The sequence below is a fragment of the Vibrio injensis genome, from assembly GCF_001895205.1.
In the GTDB taxonomy this organism is placed as follows: Bacteria; Pseudomonadota; Gammaproteobacteria; order Enterobacterales; family Vibrionaceae; genus Vibrio; species Vibrio injensis.
This window is the reverse complement of the sequence record NZ_BDJF01000011.1, coordinates 263,361-282,117: the sequence shown is the minus strand read 5'-3', so window position 1 is coordinate 282,117 and position 18,757 is coordinate 263,361. Positions and strand designations below refer to the sequence as shown.

Sequence of the window (18,757 nt, the reverse complement as noted above, 5' to 3'; positions counted from 1 at the left end):
AAAAAGTGAGAACTAATCTTGATCAATAACACGGTGAATATCCGTATAATAGGGACGTGACTGAATCAGTATAATCGTCGACGCATTCCATGCTGATTTCGTCTTACGGTTGCCTAAATTGTAAATAACAGCAACAATAAGATTGAGAGTCCGCAGAGGATAGCGATAATAGCTCAGTATAACAAAAAAAATTTGAAACAATATTAGCTTTCGTCAAATTTTTACGCCATTTGTTGAATCATTAAACTATTTTTTAGTCTAAGGTTCATCAACAGTGAAGGAGAAAGGGTATGGCCAACAGAGCAGGAATCATCCATAGTTTAAAAGATGGCCAAAAGTACATGGATACCTGGCCAATGCGTAAAGAGCTCAATTTACTGTTTCCCGAAGCACGTATTATCAAAGCGACTCGTTTTGGCATTAAAGTGATGCCAGCCATTGCGGCGATTAGTGTTCTGACTCAAATGAGTTTTCACAATCTCCAAGCTATGCCGCAAACTATCGTCATCGCTTTATTTGCGATCAGCTTGCCTTTACAAGGTATTTGGTGGTTGGGCAGTCGTGCGAATACCCAATTACCTCCTTCATTGGCTGGTTGGTATCGTGAATTGCATCAAAAGATCCTTGAGACGGGTTTTGCGCTGGAGCCTCTCAAAGCGAAACCCCGTTATAAAGAACTGGCTTTAGTGCTTAACCGCGCTTTTCGTCAGTTAGACAAAGGGGCGTTAGAGCGCTGGTTTTAACTAAGATATCGACGGTCATATGACCATATACACGAATAACACCGCGCCGCTGATTGAGCCGCGCGGTGTTTTGTTTTGGGGAGCCGATTAGCGCAGTTGATCGCGATAGCGTTGAAAGTGGCTTACGATGGCGTTGACGTCAGTCAGCGTGCGTATCTCTCTAAATAGCTCTGCCGCTTCTGGATACGCTTGACGTAAGTAGGAAAACCACTGTTTAACTCGGTTGGGGTAATAACGTCCCTTATCTCCGCGTACTTCATACGCTGAGTATGCTAATAATAAATCGACGACATCCGCCCAAACCATTGGTGGGTGGTTATATTTAACCATGTTGCCTAGATTCGGTATATTCAGCGCGCCGCGACAAACCATCAAAGAATCAACGCCTGTGGTATTCATGCAGGCTTGTGCATCTGCATGATTCCAAATCTCACCATTAGCAATGAGCGGGATAGTCGTTTTCTGGCGGATTTGCTCGATATAATCCCATTGAATTTCGCTGGCTTTGTAGCCACCCGCTTTGGTACGCGCATGAACGGTCAGCTCATCGGCCCCTGCCTGAGTTACCGCATCGACAATGTCAAAACAGTCATTAGGATCTTCCCATCCTAAGCGAATTTTGGCACTAACCGGAATGTGTTTGGGCACCGCGTCACGGCAGGCTTTAATCACTTGATAGATCAATTCAGGGTGTTGCAGCAGTGCAGCACCGCCTTTGCTTTTATTGACCATTTTCGCTGGACAACCAAAATTGAGATCAACGCCATAGGCGCCCAATTCAGCGGCGCGCACGGCATTTTCTGCCATCCATTGTGGTTCTTGGCCTAAAAGTTGGACTTTAATGGGGGTACCGGATTGAGTGCGTGAAGCGTGTTTAAGCTCAGGACAAAGACGATAGAAGACATGATCCGGTAATAATAAATTGACTACGCGAACAAACTCCGTGACGCAGAAATCGTAATCATTGATTTCGGTGAGCATTTGACGCATCAAATGGTCCAGAACGCCCTCCATTGGGCCTAAAACAACACGCATAATAAAGATTGGTACCGCCAATAATAAAGACGCGAGATTGTAGTGGTTGACGGGCGATGAGTCATCCTCTTTTGTCCTCTTAATTGTCGATTGTAGCAAGTGATACGCGGATCATGGCTGCAACTGACAACGGTTTACGTTTATACTGTGTCAATCTTAATTGACCGATACCGATAATTTATGAACTACCCACTGATAACGCTTCCTAAAACCTTCTGCTCAGTATCTCCTTTGTTTATCGAGGGCGTTATATTAGCGGCGAATTTTGCTACTCAGCCACTAGACCCTAAGCAGTGGTTAAGTGAGTTGTTTCCAGACCATGTTGATGAGCTGGAACCTTTGATTACCGCCCAGATCAATGCACAATATCAGCAGTTAAAAGCGAATCAATATGCGTTGTTGAACCTTTTATCGCAACACGCCAAGACTCGTGAACAAGGCTTAGCCGACTTTGCTCAAGGGTTTATGAATTTATGGCCGATGATTGAACCGCAATGGCAGACGATGAATCATTCCGATGGTGCATTACGTATGCTGCAAGCGCTATTGACGACCTTGATGTTAGCGATTGATGAAACGGGGACTCACCAGCAGATGCAAGCAGCGGGTTATCAATCATTGCCCACGTTAGCGCATATGATTGAACAACTGGATTTAATGGTTCATGAGGTGGCGTTAGCTGCCGATGAAGTGATGCTTGGTGCTAAAGCACAAAACATCAATCCTTATAAACAAGTGGGACGTAATGATACATGTCCATGTTCGAGTGGTAAAAAATTCAAGCACTGCTGTGGTCAGTAGCCAGACGAGAACGCATAACTTTAGTCATACGTGCACTTAGACTCGAACTTTTTCTACCGAATATTGACATATAAAGCAAAGAAAGCCTTTATACCTTATGGGTGAATAGATCGACACGGTTAATCATTCCGAGTTTATCTTTAGGTCAGGTTGTTAGGAGTAAAAATAAAATGAAAAAATGGATAGTCTTGCTCTTTTGTAGTTTTTCGGTGTTGGCAAGTCCCAAAGAGACGCTGAGTCAGCGCCTAGCTTTAACCGAAGGTTTTTCTGCCCAGTTTGATCAACAAGTGCTGAGTCCAGATGGGGAAACGGTTATGGAAGGTAAGGGCACTGTTGACGTGGCTCGTCCAGGATTGTTTCGCTGGGAAACCGTTGAACCGGATGAAAATATTTTGGTGTCTGATGGCCAAACACTGTGGTATTACAGCCCATTTATCGAGCAGGTTTCAATTTACAATCAGCAACAAGCCACGGAGCAGACACCATTTATACTACTCACTCGTAATCAAGCCAGTGATTGGAATGCGTACCAAGTGGAAGCGGAAGGTGATGTTTTTACCTTAACACCGATTACCTTTGAGTCTAATCAAGGACGCTTTCAGATCACGATTGATGCACAAGGTAAGGTGACCGGATTTACTGTCATCGAGCAAGATGGTCAGCAAAGTCGCTTCACGTTTCATGACGTCACTTTGCAAAAGCCACCGGTCAGCCGTTTTCAATTTGTTATCCCTGATGGGGTTGATGTTGATGACCAACGCTAATCAGGGAATGAATGAGTAATCGTGAGTAATTACCGTTTAGATTTTTCAGGGGATGAAGATTTTCGTCCTCTAGCGGCACGTATGAGGCCGCAAACCATTGAGCAATATATTGGTCAACAACATATTCTTGGTCAAGACAAACCACTGCGCCGTGCGCTGCAGAGCGGGCATCTTCACTCGATGATTCTTTGGGGCCCGCCGGGAACTGGAAAAACGACTCTAGCTGAAGTTGCCGCCAATTACGCAAATGCCGAGGTCGAGCGTGTCTCAGCCGTCACGTCCGGTGTTAAAGAGATTCGTGCGGCTATCGATAGGGCGAGAGAAAATCAGCGCGCCGGTCGAAGAACGATTCTTTTTGTTGATGAAGTCCATCGTTTTAACAAATCGCAGCAAGATGCTTTTTTACCGCATATTGAAGATGGCACCGTGACCTTTATTGGCGCGACCACAGAGAACCCTTCATTTGAATTAAATAATGCCTTGTTATCTCGTGCTCGGGTTTACAAACTTACCTCATTAAGTGTTGATGAGATTTTACAAACGCTACAGCAAGCCATTGATGACCCGCAAAGAGGCCTTGGCCTTCATCAGGCCGATTTTCATGATAACGTTTTACAACGGCTAGCCGAGCTGGTTAATGGCGATGCTCGAATGTCGCTCAATTATTTAGAACTGTTGTATGACATGGCAAGCCAAGATGCGCAAGGTCGTAAACAGATCACGCTCAGTTTATTGGCTGAAGTGGCGGGAGAAAAAGTTGCCCGTTTTGATAACAAGGGCGATGCTTGGTATGACTTCATCTCTGCAGTACATAAATCGATCCGTGGTTCAAACCCTGATGCAGCTCTCTATTGGATTGCACGAATGATCACTGCTGGTTGTGATCCGCTCTATATTGCCCGCCGTTTACTGGCGATTGCTTCTGAAGATGTAGGTAATGCCGATCCAAGAGCCATGCAAGTCGCTTTGGCGGCGTGGGATTGTTTCAATCGTGTAGGCCCCGCTGAAGGGGAGAGGGCGATTGCTCAAGCGGCGGTTTATTTAGCCTGTGCTCCGAAAAGCAATGCGGTCTACACTGCTTGGAAACAAGCACTTAATGATGCCCGTAATTTACCGGAATACGAGGTGCCAGCACATTTGCGTAATGCACCGACGCATTTAATGAAAGATCTCGGGTATGGCGCTGAGTATCGATATGCCCATGATGAACCGGGAGCATTTGCGGCAGGTGAGCATTACTTACCACCAGAAATGATAGGTAAGCGTTATTATCAACCAACCAATCGTGGCTTAGAAACTAAGATTGCGGAAAAACTCCAGTATCTAGCCGATTTAGATGCAAAAAGCCCACAAAAGCGCTATGAAAAGTAGTGGCTTTTGGTTATCTTTGGCTGAGTAAATTCAATACGTGTGATGTTGTTCAAAAAAACAACGCCTACGTTTCTTCACAACATTAAAGCATAGGATTAGCAATGCTGGATTCTAAATTACTTCGCACAGAGCTGGATGAAACAGCTGCAAAATTAGCACGTCGTGGCTTTACGCTTGACGTTGAAACCATTCGCACCCTTGAAGAGCAACGTAAGTCGATTCAAGTCGAAGTTGAAAATTTACAATCCACGCGTAACTCCATCTCCAAGCAAATTGGCCAGCTAATGTCGCAAGGCGATAAAGCGGGCGCGGAAGCCATCAAACAGCAAATTGGTACTCTCGGTGAGGATCTCGACAATAAGAAAGTTGAGTTAGATAAAATCCAAGCTGAATTAGAAGCGATTACGCAAATTGTACCGAATATTCCTGATAGTTCTGTACCAGATGGTAAAGATGAAGACGACAACGTGGAAGTGTCTCGTTGGGGAACACCGAAAGAGTATGATTTTGAAGTGAAAGATCATGTCGACTTAGGTGAAATGGGCGGTGGTTTAGACTTTGCCAGTGCAACCAAAATTACCGGTGCTCGTTTTGTGATCATGAAAGGCCAGTTTGCTCGTTTGCATCGTGCGATTGCCCAATTTATGCTTGATTTGCACACTGAACAACATGGTTATACTGAGCTATACGTTCCTTACTTAGTCAACCAAGAGACGTTGTTTGGTACAGGACAACTGCCTAAATTTGGTAAAGATTTGTTCCACACCGAGCCATTGACAGAGAAAGCCAGTGATGAGGAGCCACGTCGTTTTTCTTTGATCCCAACGGCAGAAGTACCGGTGACTAACTTAGTTCGCGATGTGATTTTGGATGAAGCTGAGCTGCCAATGAAAATGACCGCTCACACACCGTGTTTCCGTTCTGAAGCGGGATCTTACGGGCGCGATACCCGTGGTTTGATCCGTATGCACCAATTCGACAAAGTTGAGTTAGTACAAATCACTAAACCAGAAGATTCAATGGCGGCGTTGGAAGAGTTGACCGGCCATGCTGAGAAAGTGCTGCAATTATTAGAGCTGCCTTACCGCAAGGTTGTACTGTGCACCGGTGATATGGGCTTTGGTGCTTGTAAAACTTACGATTTAGAAGTTTGGGTTCCAGCACAAAAAACTTACCGTGAGATTTCATCATGTTCAAACATGTGGGATTTCCAAGCTCGTCGTATGCAAGCACGCTTTCGTCGTAAAGCAGAAAAGCGTCCTGAACTTGTGCATACTCTGAATGGTTCTGGTCTAGCGGTTGGCCGTACCATGGTGGCGATTTTGGAAAACTATCAGCAAGCGGATGGCCGTATTGAAATCCCTGCGGTATTACAAAAATACATGGGCGGTTTAACCCACATCGGTTAATTCCTGTTGTATTGTTATCTGAAACCGACGCCCAACGCGTCGGTTTTTTATTGGGCGCTAAGCAACACGCTATCGCTTAAAACGAGTGTTCGATCAGTGCTAACTTAGTTGAAAACAGGCGTCATTTTGCACAGCCATCTCGATAGCATCTAATAAGCTATTAATATCTTTAGCGTTACTAATATAAGGTGGCATTAAATATATTAAGCGGCCAAAAGGGCGGATCCATACGCCAAGCTCGACAAACAACGCTTGAATTACGCTCATGTTAACAGGGTGGTGGGTTTCTATAACGCCAATAGCACCAAGCCAGCGTAAGTCTTTGACGTGCCGATAGGCGGTAAAACTGGGTAAACGCTCGGCAAATTGGTTTTCAATATTCGCCACTTGCGTTTGCCAATCTCCTTTGGCAATCAGTGCGAGACTCGCGGAAGCGACGGCACAAGCTAAAGGGTTACCCATAAACGTTGGCCCATGCATAAAGCATCCTGCTTCACTACTACAAACGGTGTCGGCGACTGCTTTGCTGGTTAATGTTGCCGCAAGCGTCATATAGCCACCAGTTAAGGCTTTACCAAGGCACAGTATATCTGGCTGTATGTTTGCATGCTGACAGGCAAACAATTTCCCTGTTCTTCCGAAACCGGTAGCAATTTCATCAACGATTAACAGCACATTATACTGATCACAAAGTCGGCGTACTTCACGCAGAAATTGCGGATGATAGATACGCATTCCGCCAGCCCCTTGAACGATAGGCTCTAGGATCACTGCGGCAATCTGTTGATGATGGAGCGCAATCTTGCTGCGAAAATCGTCGATATCAGACTCTTGCCAACGATCATAAAAACCAGTCTTTGGTGAATCAGCGAAAATGTGCTCAGGTAAAAAGCCTTTATATAGGTTATGCATTGAGTTATCAGGATCAGTCACTGACATCGCGGCGAAGGTATCACCATGATAGCCATGACGTAGGGTAAGAAACTTCGAGCGTCGTTCACCTTTGGCGTGCCAGTACTGTAGCGCCATTTTTAGGCTGACTTCCACGGCCACTGAGCCGGAATCGGCGAGAAACACGTGCTGCAAATTATCAGGTGTTAATGCTAATAGCTGTTTACAGAGATCAATCGCTGGTTGATGAGTGAGGCCACCAAACATGACATGGGCCATTTTATCCACTTGCTGATGCACCGCTTGATTTAAAGCCGGATGATTATAACCATGAATGGCTGCCCACCAAGACGACATGCCATCAATCAATCCTTTACCATCTTCTAAGTAGAGTGTAACGCCTTGGGCATGAGTGACAGGATAACAAGTTAGCGGGTTAATGGTTGATGTATAGGGATGCCAAATATGTTGGCGATCAAAGGCTAAATCCATGAAAAGTCCATATTTAAGTGAGAGCTTAAAGTCATCTGTTGTAAATATTATTATTAATCTTTGGTTTACAGTTTAACCTTGGTTAAACATTGGACCAAACATAAATGGTACGGAATAGGATAAGAATAAGAAAATAGGCCATCAATAATGGTCTATTTGCACTCTATTGTAAACCTGTGGTCGATTTGTATGTTGACAGTCAGTGTCGCTTCAGTAGACTACAGCGCATAAATGTCACCAAGCAAGGCACATTGCTAAGGATTACACGTGGAAGTTCGTCACAATTGGACAAGGGCGGAAGTTACTGCGCTGCTTGATCAACCATTTATGGATTTGTTATTTACTGCGCAGCAAGTTCATCGTCAGTTTCATCCGCATAACCATGTTCAGGTCAGTACCTTATTGTCGATCAAAACTGGGGCTTGTCCGGAAGATTGCAAATATTGTCCACAAAGTGCTCATTATCGGACTGATGTTGATAAAGAGCGACTTATGGAAGTAGAGCGTGTTTTAGACGCGGCGGAAAAAGCCAAGCAATCAGGATCAACTCGTTTTTGTATGGGAGCAGCCTGGAAAAACCCCAAAGCGCGTGATATGCCATTACTCAAGGCGATGATTGCTGGTGTCAAAGAAAAAGGGCTGGAAACCTGCATGACGTTAGGCATGCTCAGCGCTGAACAAGCGCAAGAGTTAGCGCAAGCAGGATTAGATTATTACAACCATAACCTGGATACCTCTCCTGAATTTTACGGCAACATTATCACCACCCGTACTTATCAAGACCGACTAGACACCTTATCGCATGTTCGTGACTCTGGTATGAAGATTTGTTCTGGTGGCATTATCGGTATGGGAGAAAGTGTTCATGACCGTGCTGGTCTATTAGTTGAGCTGGCTAATCTACCGACTCAGCCTGAAAGTGTGCCGATCAATATGCTGGTTAAAGTGCAAGGAACGCCACTCGCCAGTGCTGAAGAAGTGGAACCATTTGATTTCATTCGTTTGATTGCCGTTGCACGGATCATGATGCCGAAATCTGCGGTGCGTTTATCCGCAGGGAGAGAGAAGATGAATGAACAGATGCAGGCACTCTGTTTTATGGCTGGTGCCAACTCAATCTTCTATGGTTGCAAATTATTAACTACACCAAACCCTGCTGAAGACAGTGATCTGCAACTGTTTAATAAGTTAGGTATTAACCGTCAACAAGCGATTCAAAAACCGGATCAAGTGACAGAAAACGCTCTGCTCGATCAAGTGATTGAACGTGTTGCATCAAGACCAAGTCATACGGATCTATTTTACGATGCTAGCCTTTGAGCAACGGATTGATCGTGCGCTCAATGAGCGAAACCAACAAGGCTTAACCCGCCAATTGTCTGCAGTACAAACCACAGATTCAGCGCAATTAGTTCACGCTGGGCGAAAGTATGATCATTTTGCAAGTAATGATTATTTAGGATTAGCGAGTGACCCATCATTAGTCGCAGCGTGGCAACAAGGCTTAGCTCGTTATGGTGCTGGCAGTGGTGCGTCGCCATTAGTGACAGGTTTTTCACCTGCTCATCAGCGTCTTGAAGCCATGCTTTGTGAGTGGCTAGGCTATGCGAGGGCGGTTTTGTTTAGCTCTGGTTTTAGTGCCAATCAAGCCCTGCTGTTCACCTTACTAGAGGAGGGCGATCTGCTATTACAAGATAAGCTTAATCATGCCTCGTTAATTGAAGCTGGCTTACTTTCTGCTGCTCAATTACGCCGTTTTCGGCATAACGATATTGCACATCTTAGTCAACTGTTGAGCACCTATTCATCAAACCGCAGTTTGGTGGTCACTGAAGGTGTATTTAGTATGGATGGTGATATGGCTCCCTTATCAGCAATCCAGCAGCATATTGATCAACGAGCATGGCTTATGGTGGATGATGCACATGGGATTGGCGTTTTGGGCGAGCAAGGCCGAGGAAGCTGCGCACAAGCCGGAATTCAACCCGACATTTTGGTCGTCACCTTTGGTAAAGCGCTTGGCTTATCGGGAGCGGCAATCTTATGCAGTGAGGCGTTGGGCGATTATCTAACCCAGTTTGCTCGTCATCATGTTTACTCTACGGCGATGCCGCCAGCACAAGCTTATGCGCTTTGTCACTCGATTCAGATGGTGCAGCAACAAAAGTGGCGACGAGAGAAGCTACAAGAGCTTTCTGCTATTTATGATCAGAAGCTTGCTGATGTCGCTGGGTTTGTTGCCACGGCAACGCCAATCAAACCATTGATACTCGGAACTAACCAACTTGCTATCACGGTCGCCGATCGTCTGCGTGAACATGGAATTTGGCTCAGTGCGATTCGCTCTCCTACTGTCCCTGCGAATAAGGCGCGATTGCGCATTACTTTAACGGCGAATCATAGTGCCCAACAAGTCACAAAGCTGGCTGACGCTTTAATGATGGCGATGGAGGGGCAATTATGAACCTCGCGGTTGGGGTAGAGCACACTGAGCAAGGGGCAACGAAAAAAGCCATTGCTCAAGCCTTCAGCAAAGCGGCATCTCGTTACGATCAATATGCGGCTTTTCAACGTGATGTTGGGCAACGGTTATTGGACACTTTGCCCAAACAACTGGTTGATTGGCAGGTGCTGGATTTGGGATGTGGTACGGGTTATTTCGCTCAGCAACTGCGATCACGGGGGGCGACTGTCGTCTGTGCGGATCTTTCATCAGCAATGTTGTATCAGGCTAAACAGCGTTGTGGGCATTATCGAATGCACTATGTACAGCTTGATGCAGAGGCGCTCCCCTTTAAAGCTGCTCACTTTGATCTGGTGTTTTCGAGTTTAGCCTTGCAGTGGTGTGAGGATTTAGTCGTTCCGCTGCAAGAAATTCATCGCATTCTCAAACCTCAAGGACAAGCAAGATTTTCCACTTTATTGTTTGGATCATTAACCGAGTTAGAACAAGCGTGGCAGAAGGTTGATGTACATCAACACGTTAAACGCTTTGCGGATGTGAATAAGATAAACCTTGCGTTAGCGCAATCTGACTTTACGCGATATCACTTAGACTTACCGACAATAACCGTGTGGTATGAGAGCGCTTATCAATTAATGCGCGATCTAAAAGGCATTGGGGCAACCCATATCCATGGCCGATCTCAAGGGCTAACGAGTCGCCACACGCTTGCTCAGGTAGAACAAGCCTATCAGCAGTTTGCTGGTAAGCAAGGGCTTTTACCTGCAACGTATCAAGTTTGTTTAGGGGTATTACAGCGATGATTAACGCAATATTTATTGCCGGTACGGATACCGATGTGGGTAAGACCGTGGCCTCAAAAGCAATTTTGCAAGCATTGGCCGCTCGTGGTTTGTCTACCATAGGCTATAAACCAGTGGCGGCTGGATGCGAACAGACAGAAGAAGGAATGCGTAACGGCGATGCCTTACATTTGTTGCAAGCAGCAACAGTAAAAATGCCGTATGAAGATATTAATCCCTATCCGTTAGCTTTACCTGCCTCGCCTCATATTGCCGCCAAGCATGAGCAAGTAACCATAGATACTACTCTATTGAGCGAAAAGTTAGTCAAGTTACAATCTCATGCTGATGTCGTACTCGTGGAGGGGGCTGGCGGCTGGCGGGTTCCTATATCGGATAAGGACAGTTTGTCTAGCTGGGTGCAGACAGAGCAATTAGCGGTGATTTTAGTCGTTGGTATCAAACTGGGTTGTTTAAGTCACGCTTTATTAACCGCTGAAAGTATTCGCGCAGATGGATTAAAGATAGTTGGCTGGGTGGCGAATCGAGTCAATCCTGGAACCGAGCACTATGCAGATATTATTCAATTACTAGAACATCGGATTGATGCACCAAAGTTAGGTGAGATTCCCTACATGCCAAGCATTAAGTGCCGAGATTTGGGTAAGTATATTGATTTATCTCCATTATTGATTGAGCAGCAAGAAGCGCTGACTTGTTAGAGAAACAAGGTCTACCTGAATGGTGAGACCTTGTTCATTTGAGTTTGCCCACGACTGAATTCTCATCGATAGGAAAGCCGAATTTAGCGTTTATTTGCAGCTGCTTTTCGTCATCGATTGGTCAACCATGGTTTGTCCTCGTGGGTTGCGTACCAAGAAACGATAACTAATGCCGACATCAAGATTGGCACGAATATCAGGTGTCGAGCAAAAACGTTGTAAACTGGATTGCATCACTTGATTAATTGGGGTTGCACCTTGTTGGTCGTTGTTATAAATCATCATCATTTCAATCATTGTCCCCTTGGCGCTGGCACGCATGATAGTCAAAGGGCCTTGTTCAATCGGGAGTTCGGCGTTTAATACGCTGGCGCGATTAGCAGCAAGCAATTCTAGGTGTTTTTGTTGATCAGCGGTTGAACTACAACCAGCCAACAGTAGCATTGTTAGTCCTACACAGGACAATATGGACTTATTCATAATTAAAACACTTTTTTGAAGGGTTTGACGATCACCTGAGCATAAACGCCCGCCGTGACGTAAGGGTCGCTTTCGGCCCATTGCTGGGCGGCTTGCAGAGATTGAAATTCAGCAATCACTGTTGAGCCAGTGAATCCCGCTTCTCCGGGGTTTTCTGCATCGATGGCAGGCATCGGGCCTGCAGTAAGTAGCCGACCTTCATCGCGTAATTCCTGTAAACGGGCTAAATGAGCAGGGCGAGCACTAAGACGCAATGTAAGAGAATTAGGCACATCTTGAGCAAAAATCACGTACCACATATTAATATCCTTGTTCGTGTGTAAAAGTAGATTATCCATCTACTCATCACTTTCGTTTGGGTCAGTATAGATTGATGTTAATGTACTGAAAGTAAACCAATTTGAAAATGCCCGTTAAGGATTAATATCATTAATCCTTAGTTATGTGATCACGCGCCTCTATGTTTTATTACTCGAGGCCGACCATCTGCATCAATCGCGACATAATTAAACGTGGCTTCACAAACTTGAAAGCGATCAAGTACCCCATCTTCTTTGATAGGTTTTACCCACACTTCAAGATTAATTGACATCGAGGTTCGGCCAATTTTAGTACATTCACCATAACAGCACACCACATCACCAACTTTAACCGGTTTTTTAAAAGTAATACTCGATACAGAGACGGTGACAATACGTCCGCTGGAAATTTCTTTAGCGAGAATACCACCTGCAAGATCGAGTTGTGACATAATCCAGCCACCAAAGATATCACCATTAGCATTAGTATCGGCGGGCATGGCCAGGGTTCTTAATAATAGCTGGCCTTTAGGAGAGTGTGCATCCTGATTCATTTTCGACATCCACAATAAACAAAACAGCGACCAAAACGGTCGCTGAAAAAAGAGATCAGATTATACCCTTAAAAAAGGATCAAGCTCAAAAGCGTTAACCTATGACGTTCGACCGTGATACTACTCAGCATCATTGTGTTCTTTAGGCAGGTGCTTATAGATATAAAAACCAGTGAGTAAAGTATAGGCAAACGTTGCGACAAGTAAGCCAAATACCTTGAAGTTAACCCAGACTTCTAACGAAAGTTGAAAGGCGATGTAAGTGTTGAGGAGGGCGCAAACAATGAAGAACATTACCCATGCCCAAGTGATTTTGGCCCAAATATCATTCGGTAGTGAAATTTCTTTGCCAAGCATACCTTTAATCGCTGATTTACCCAGTTTATGGCTGATAGCAAGTCCGATAGCAAACACCAGATAGACAATAGTCACCTTCCATTTTATAAAGTTATCATTATGTAAGAAGATGGTCATGCCGCCAAAAATAGCCACAAGAGCAAAGGTGATCAGCTGAATTTTTTCGACTTTTTTGACCAAAAAATAAGTAATCATCACTTGCAGTGCGGTTGCGGCGATCAGCGCGCCAGTCGCAATATAGATATCGTAAAGCTTAAATAGTACGAAGAAAATAATGAGCGGAATAAAGTCGAGCAGTTGTTTCATTATCAGATGAGGCCCAAAAGGAGACGATGGCGACAGTCTAGCGAAATAATCACTAAAGCAAAACAGATAATCTCTCGCCGTGGTGTTGGCTTACCCCAATCACATCGTTTATTTATATGATTGGGGGTTCACTCAGTTAGCGCCTAATTATCATTCCAAGTGGTTTGAGTATAGAAGTAACCATGATTATTTAATTCGGCTTTGTTGCAACTCACTTACTCTGGCTTGGCTAGTGACAATGTGTGGCGTTGATACTGGAAGCGCCTTGATTAACATAGAAAACCCCAAGATGGCTGAAGCGGTTGAGCCCATCAAAATACCGATTTTGGCGTAATCGACCATCGCACTTTGTTCTGCGGTAAACGCGAGAGTGGAAATGAAAATAGACATAGTAAAACCAATCCCACACAGTACCGCTACCGATAGAATCATGCGTAGGTTGACAGTAGGGGGCAGTTGAGCGACTCCAAGCTTAATCGCTAACCAACTGAACAAGAAGACACCGATAGGTTTTCCGACAAATAATCCTAGCGCAATGCCGAGCGGTAAGTGTGCGTTACTACTGACGATATTAATCGATGAAAACGTGACACCAGAGTTGGCAAAGGCAAACAGCGGTAAGATTAAAAATGCGACATAAGGGTTCAATAAATGCTCAACCCGTTTCGCCGGGCTCTTTCCTGCTCGACAAGTCAGGGGAATCAAGAAACCAGCGATAACACCAGCGAGTGTGGCGTGAATGCCTGAGTGGTAAACGGTAAACCAAAGCACAAGGAATAAAACAAAATACAGCGCGAGAGAGGAAAATTGCTTCTTGCCACAAAAGAATAAAAACAAACTGATAGTGAGGACGAACAGCAGCATCATGCCTGAAGGCTCACTGTTATAGAATAAAGCAATAATAAAAATCACCCCTAAGTCATCAATAATGGCCAAAGCCAACAGGAAGACTTTCAATTCAACTGGCACTCGTTTACCGAGTAAGCTTAGAATTGCCAAAGCAAAAGCAATATCTGTCGCAGCTGGAGCTGCCCAACCATTGATGGCAATCGGATCTTGATAATTAAAAAACAAGAAGATAGCGATAGGGAATAGCATGCCACCTAAAGCGGCCATTGCTGGTAACATGGCTTTTGAGCGACTATTTAATGATCCCTCAATCAACTCACGTTTTACTTCTAAGCCAATCATTAAAAAGAATAAAGCCATTAAGCCATCATTGATCCAATGACTGACGCTGATCCCAAAAACATAAAAGTTTAAAAATTGTTGATAAGAGTGTTGTAGTGGTGAGTTAGCGATGGCAAGTGCGGTGATAGCGGCAAGCAGGAGTAAGATACCACTGGCAGGATCACTGGTGAGAAAATATTTAATCCTTTTATACATTGTCATTCTTCCATTGTTATTTTTTTAGTATTGCTATAGCCGATAGTTTCAATCTAGTCGTTTAATGAAACGTTAAGTCTTCTATCAACATTGGTCTTGGGCATTGTCAGAGTAAAAACTCAACATCTGAGCCTATGATAGTTGACTGTGAAAATATTCGTCTCGTTTATATCGATTAAATCTTGTTTAACAATCGGGATTTCCGAATTGGAACGTAAATTGAAGGATGAAAAGTGAATACTTGGAGTCAGTTCACATTTGTCGCCAGAAGAGGAAATGAGAGAAAAATAGACTGGGTTTGTAGATAAAAGGAAGCGAAAAAATAGGCGACCATAAGGCCGCCTCAGTGAAACGCTAAGTGCTTAGCGGATAATTAGTTATCGCGTAGAGTGGCGTTTTTCATTGCCGAAATAAAAGTTTTCAGTTCGTCCAGCATCACTTCGGGCTCGGCAAGATGTTGCTCGATAATTTTTACTACCGCCGAGCCAGAAATCGCCCCAGCAGCGCCAGCCTCAATGGCCTGTTTCACTTGATCTGGCTCAGAAATACCAAAACCAAGTAGCGCTGGAGGCGCTGAAAATTGGTTAAGGCGATCTAATAATGCGTGGACCGGCATATTGGCTTTGGTTTCCGCGCCTGTCACTCCAGAGCGAGATAACAGATAGGTATAGCCGCTACCCAATTCTGCAACGGACTGTAAGGTCTCATCACTGGCGGTGGGAGGGGCAATAAAAATCGGATGAATGGCGTATTTTTTCGCCGCTGAGACAAACTCAGCACTTTCATTGGTGGGGACATCAGCGATCAGGACTGAATCAACACCTGCCTGTTGGCAACGTTGATAGAAATTGTCAATACCACGAGCGTAAACGAGGTTCGCATACATCAATAAACCAATAGGTAAATCAGGATACTGTGCTCGAATGGTGCTGATCAGCTCAAAGCATTGATCGGGGGTGGTGCCGGAGTCTAATGCGCGAATATTCGCCCCTTGAATAGTGGGGCCATCCGCCAAGGGATCTGAAAATGGCATACCCAGCTCTAATGCATCCGCTCCGGCTTCGATTAGGGTTTGCATAATGCGCAGCGATTGCTGTGGGTTAGGGTCACCAATGGTAACAAACGGAACAAAAGCGCCTTGGTTGTGCGCAGCCAAACGTTGGAATAAATGTTGATAACGATCCATTATAGTGCGCCTCGCTCTTCTAATAATTGATGGACGGTGAAAATATCTTTATCACCACGACCAGATAAATTGACCACCAGTAACTGCTCTTTATCTGGATCGGCATACGCCATTTTGATCGCATAAGCGAGCGCGTGTGAGGATTCCAAAGCCGCGATGATGCCTTCGTTACGCGCAATGGATTGAAACGCTTCTAACGCCTCATCATCGGTAATGCTTTCATATTCGGCGCGGCCAATGGCATTCAGGTGTGCGTGCTGCGGGCCAACGGATGGAAAGTCTAATCCAGCAGAAACCGAATAGGATTCTTCGACTTGGCCATAAGAGTCTTGCATCAGTGGCGCTTTCATCCCAAAAAAGATCCCCGTTTTACCGTGTTTGAGTGGCGCGCCGTGTTGATGGGTATCAATGCCTTTCCCTGCTGGCTCGATACCAATCAAACGCACGTTAGCTTCATCAATAAAATCGGCAAACATACCAATGGCGTTTGAGCCGCCGCCGACACAGGCCAATACGGCATCGGGTAAGCGTCCTTCACGAGCCAAAATTTGCAGCTTAGTTTCTTCACCAATGATGCGTTGAAATTCACGGACTATGGTCGGGAAAGGGTGCGGGCCTGCCGCAGTACCGAGTAAGTAGTGGGTGGTTTCATAAGTGGCAGACCAATCACGTAGCGCCTCATTACAGGCATCTTTTAAGGTTGCTGAACCAGAATGAACGGGGATCACCTCGGCGCCCATGAGTTTCATGCGAAAGACATTGGGACTTTGCCGCTCAACGTCTTTGGCTCCCATGTAAACCCGACACTTCAGTCCAAGCAGCGCGCAAGCGAGCGCGGTGGCTACTCCGTGTTGCCCGGCGCCGGTTTCGGCGATGATTTCATGTTTGCCCATCCGTTTTGCTAGCAAGGCTTGGCCAAGAACTTGGTTGGTTTTATGCGCGCCGCCGTGCAATAAATCTTCTCGTTTTAGATATAGCTTGGTTTTGGTGCCCTTGGTGAGATTGCGGGTTAGGGTTAGAGCGGTTGGGCGACCCGCATACTCTTGCAACAAGGTCATAAATTCAGCGCGAAAGTCAGGGTCTTCCTGCGCATCAATAAAGGCTTGTTCTAACTGATCCAGCGCAGGGACTAAAATTTGTGGCACATATTGACCACCGTATTCGCCAAAATAGGCATTAAGTTTTGCCATGAGTGATATCCTTTATCTTGTTATTGGTTGCGCATGATTCTCTTACCGGTAGCACTTTACCACGGCTATAATGATGGGTGGTTTGGGCTATTGGTCATGCGCAAGTCGGTGATTTAATAGTGCCTAATGGCAGAAAAGGCTAAATTCAGTTTATGTTGATCTTTTTTACCCGGTTGGCTTTCTACCCCTGAATTCAGATCTAACCCTAAACAGCCAAGGCTTGCCGCTTGTTGCGCGTTGTCTGGGTTAATTCCTCCCGCGAGCATTACGTTATTAATCTCATCGAGCAGTTGCCAGTCAAACACTTGCCCTGTGCCACCCGATTGAGCGCCAATTTGGCTATCAAACAGATGACGATCAATATGCTGTTGCAGAGTTGTTGGCTTGCTATCACGAACACCATAGGCTTTCCAGATCTCAATCTCAGTGGCTAATTGCATTCTTAATTGGTCAACGTAAGCTTGATCTTCATCGCCATGCAACTGTACCGCTTTGAGTGATAATTGCTGCGCAATATCGACCACCTCTTGCAGTGGGTGATTTTGAAATACCCCTACGTAATGCAGAGGTGCGCCGCTCATGACGAGCCGAGCCTGTTCGATAGTGACATAACGTGGTGACTTAGACACAAAAATTAATCCGCCAAAGACGGCTCCGGCTTGATAAGCTTTGGCGGCATCATCGGCATGGGTTAAGCCACAGACTTTATTTTCACCGAGGATGATTTTGCGCGTCGCCAGTTCAAGATTTTGTTCGGCCATCAGTGAGCTGCCGATTAAAAAGCCACTGGCATAATGGGCGAGATCACGCACTTGTTGATGGTGATAGATCCCCGATTCTGAAATGATGATGGCCCCTTTGGGTAATAAAGGCGCTAACTGTTTAGTGCGATTGAGATCGGTGGAGAGATCGCGCAAGTTACGATTATTAATGCCGATCACTTTAGCTTCTAGGTTGATGGCACGCGTTAGTTCAGCGTGGTCACTGACTTCGGTTAATACGCCCATGCCCAGTTGGTGAGCAATCCTAGCTAACTGCTGATACTGCTGATCATCAAGTACCGATAACATCAATAAAATCGCATCAGCGCCATAATGACGAGCCAAATACACTTGATAAGGGTCAACCATAAAATCTTTACACAGGATTGGCTGACTCACTTGCCCCCGGATGCGCGGGATAAACTCGACATTGCCTTGGAAATATTTTTCATCGGTTAAGACGGAAATGACATCCGCGTATTGATGATAAACCGAGGCAATATAATCCAAATCAAAATCTTCGCGAATCAACCCTTTCGAAGGCGAGGCTTTTTTACATTCTAAAATAAAGCGCGTCTTATCTGGGCTGAGGGCGTCATAAAATGAGCGATCGGCTGGTGTCAGCAAGGCTTGAAAACTCGCCAGCGGTTGTTTGATTTTGCGCTGTTCCACCCAGAGGTACTTATCTTGCACGATTTTAGCTAATACTTCGGCCATCTGAGTATCTTGGATTGAAATATGTTCAGAGAGTTGCTCAGACATAG

General features: G+C 45.2%; 19 protein-coding genes. 9 read left to right on the top strand and 10 right to left on the bottom strand.

Annotated features, from left to right (window positions below; genetic code table 11):
- Positions 1–290: 290 nt before the first annotated feature.
- On the top strand, positions 291–743 hold the full coding sequence (gene yfbV / locus BSR11_RS04620) for a terminus macrodomain insulation protein YfbV (protein ID WP_072669295.1): 453 nt from the start codon (positions 291–293) through the stop codon (positions 741–743).
- Between the two features lie 87 nt (positions 744–830).
- Here yfbV and dusC read toward each other — a convergent pair whose 3' ends face one another.
- Positions 831–1,778, bottom strand: coding sequence for a tRNA dihydrouridine(16) synthase DusC (dusC, locus tag BSR11_RS04615; protein ID WP_072669294.1), 948 nt, complete (start codon positions 1,776–1,778; stop codon positions 831–833).
- Positions 1,779–1,958: 180 nt separating this feature from the next.
- Between dusC and BSR11_RS04610 the strand changes: the two genes are divergently transcribed.
- The 4 genes from BSR11_RS04610 (at position 1,959) to serS (ending at position 6,123) form a co-directional block, all read left to right on the top strand.
- Positions 1,959–2,579: an SEC-C metal-binding domain-containing protein gene (locus tag BSR11_RS04610; RefSeq protein WP_072669293.1), complete on the top strand. Its 621-nt coding sequence runs from the start codon at positions 1,959–1,961 to the stop codon at positions 2,577–2,579.
- A gap of 170 nt (positions 2,580–2,749) precedes the next feature.
- Entirely contained in the window at positions 2,750–3,343 is a 594-nt protein-coding gene (gene lolA, locus BSR11_RS04605; RefSeq protein ID WP_072669292.1) for an outer membrane lipoprotein periplasmic chaperone LolA, read from the top strand.
- 21 nt (positions 3,344–3,364) lie between these two features.
- Positions 3,365–4,714, top strand: a complete 1,350-nt coding sequence (locus BSR11_RS04600; RefSeq protein WP_072669291.1) for a replication-associated recombination protein A — start codon at positions 3,365–3,367, stop codon at positions 4,712–4,714.
- A 101-nt stretch (positions 4,715–4,815) separates the two neighbouring features.
- Positions 4,816–6,123 carry a serine--tRNA ligase gene (serS, locus tag BSR11_RS04595; protein ID WP_072669290.1) on the top strand — a complete coding sequence of 436 codons (1,308 nt, stop codon included), beginning with the start codon at positions 4,816–4,818 and terminating at the stop codon, positions 6,121–6,123.
- Between the two features lie 99 nt (positions 6,124–6,222).
- On the opposite strand, the gene bioA is transcribed toward serS, so the two are convergent.
- Positions 6,223–7,506: an adenosylmethionine--8-amino-7-oxononanoate transaminase gene (gene bioA / locus BSR11_RS04590; RefSeq protein ID WP_072669289.1), complete on the bottom strand. Its 1,284-nt coding sequence runs from the start codon at positions 7,504–7,506 to the stop codon at positions 6,223–6,225.
- Between the two features lie 267 nt (positions 7,507–7,773).
- Here bioA and bioB point away from each other — a divergent pair, with 267 nt between their 5' ends.
- Genes bioB through bioD form a run of 4 tightly spaced genes read left to right on the top strand, consistent with a single transcriptional unit; the run spans position 7,774 to position 11,474 of the window.
- Entirely contained in the window at positions 7,774–8,826 is a 1,053-nt protein-coding gene (bioB, locus tag BSR11_RS04585) for a biotin synthase BioB (protein WP_072669288.1), read from the top strand.
- Complete coding sequence (gene bioF / locus BSR11_RS04580) at positions 8,813–9,970, top strand: 8-amino-7-oxononanoate synthase (RefSeq protein ID WP_072669287.1); 1,158 nt, start codon at positions 8,813–8,815, stop codon at positions 9,968–9,970. Before bioB ends, bioF begins: the two co-directional genes overlap by 14 nt.
- The gene (gene bioC, locus BSR11_RS04575) at positions 9,967–10,773 is read left to right on the top strand and encodes a malonyl-ACP O-methyltransferase BioC (protein WP_072669286.1); all 807 of its coding nucleotides are present in this window, start codon (positions 9,967–9,969) and stop codon (positions 10,771–10,773) included. The genes bioF and bioC overlap by 4 nt, the downstream gene beginning before the upstream one ends.
- Positions 10,770–11,474 carry a dethiobiotin synthase gene (bioD, locus tag BSR11_RS04570; RefSeq protein WP_072669285.1) on the top strand — a complete coding sequence of 235 codons (705 nt, stop codon included), beginning with the start codon at positions 10,770–10,772 and terminating at the stop codon, positions 11,472–11,474. The genes bioC and bioD overlap by 4 nt, the downstream gene beginning before the upstream one ends.
- A 90-nt stretch (positions 11,475–11,564) precedes the next feature.
- On the opposite strand, the gene BSR11_RS04565 is transcribed toward bioD, so the two are convergent.
- The 8 genes from BSR11_RS04565 to trpCF all read right to left on the bottom strand — a co-directional run bounded on the left by BSR11_RS04565 (position 11,565) and on the right by trpCF (position 18,755).
- A complete protein-coding gene (locus BSR11_RS04565) occupies positions 11,565–11,954 on the bottom strand; it encodes a GspS/AspS pilotin family protein (RefSeq protein WP_072669284.1) in 390 nt (129 codons plus the stop codon).
- A 2-nt stretch (positions 11,955–11,956) separates the two neighbouring features.
- Positions 11,957–12,253: a YciI family protein gene (locus BSR11_RS04560; protein WP_072669283.1), complete on the bottom strand. Its 297-nt coding sequence runs from the start codon at positions 12,251–12,253 to the stop codon at positions 11,957–11,959.
- 149 nt (positions 12,254–12,402) lie between these two features.
- Complete coding sequence (gene yciA, locus BSR11_RS04555; protein WP_072669282.1) at positions 12,403–12,807, bottom strand: acyl-CoA thioester hydrolase YciA; 405 nt, start codon at positions 12,805–12,807, stop codon at positions 12,403–12,405.
- A 120-nt stretch (positions 12,808–12,927) separates the two neighbouring features.
- A complete protein-coding gene (locus tag BSR11_RS04550; protein ID WP_072669281.1) occupies positions 12,928–13,470 on the bottom strand; it encodes a septation protein A in 543 nt (180 codons plus the stop codon).
- Positions 13,471–13,656: 186 nt separating this feature from the next.
- On the bottom strand, positions 13,657–14,856 hold the full coding sequence (gene nhaA, locus BSR11_RS04545; protein WP_072669280.1) for a Na+/H+ antiporter NhaA: 1,200 nt from the start codon (positions 14,854–14,856) through the stop codon (positions 13,657–13,659).
- A gap of 373 nt (positions 14,857–15,229) precedes the next feature.
- Complete coding sequence (trpA, locus tag BSR11_RS04540; protein WP_072669279.1) at positions 15,230–16,042, bottom strand: tryptophan synthase subunit alpha; 813 nt, start codon at positions 16,040–16,042, stop codon at positions 15,230–15,232.
- Positions 16,042–17,232, bottom strand: a complete 1,191-nt coding sequence (trpB, locus tag BSR11_RS04535; RefSeq protein ID WP_072669278.1) for a tryptophan synthase subunit beta — start codon at positions 17,230–17,232, stop codon at positions 16,042–16,044. Before trpB ends, trpA begins: the two co-directional genes overlap by 1 nt.
- A gap of 113 nt (positions 17,233–17,345) precedes the next feature.
- Positions 17,346–18,755: a bifunctional indole-3-glycerol-phosphate synthase TrpC/phosphoribosylanthranilate isomerase TrpF gene (gene trpCF / locus BSR11_RS04530; RefSeq protein ID WP_072669277.1), complete on the bottom strand. Its 1,410-nt coding sequence runs from the start codon at positions 18,753–18,755 to the stop codon at positions 17,346–17,348.
- Positions 18,756–18,757: the final 2 nt, after the last annotated feature.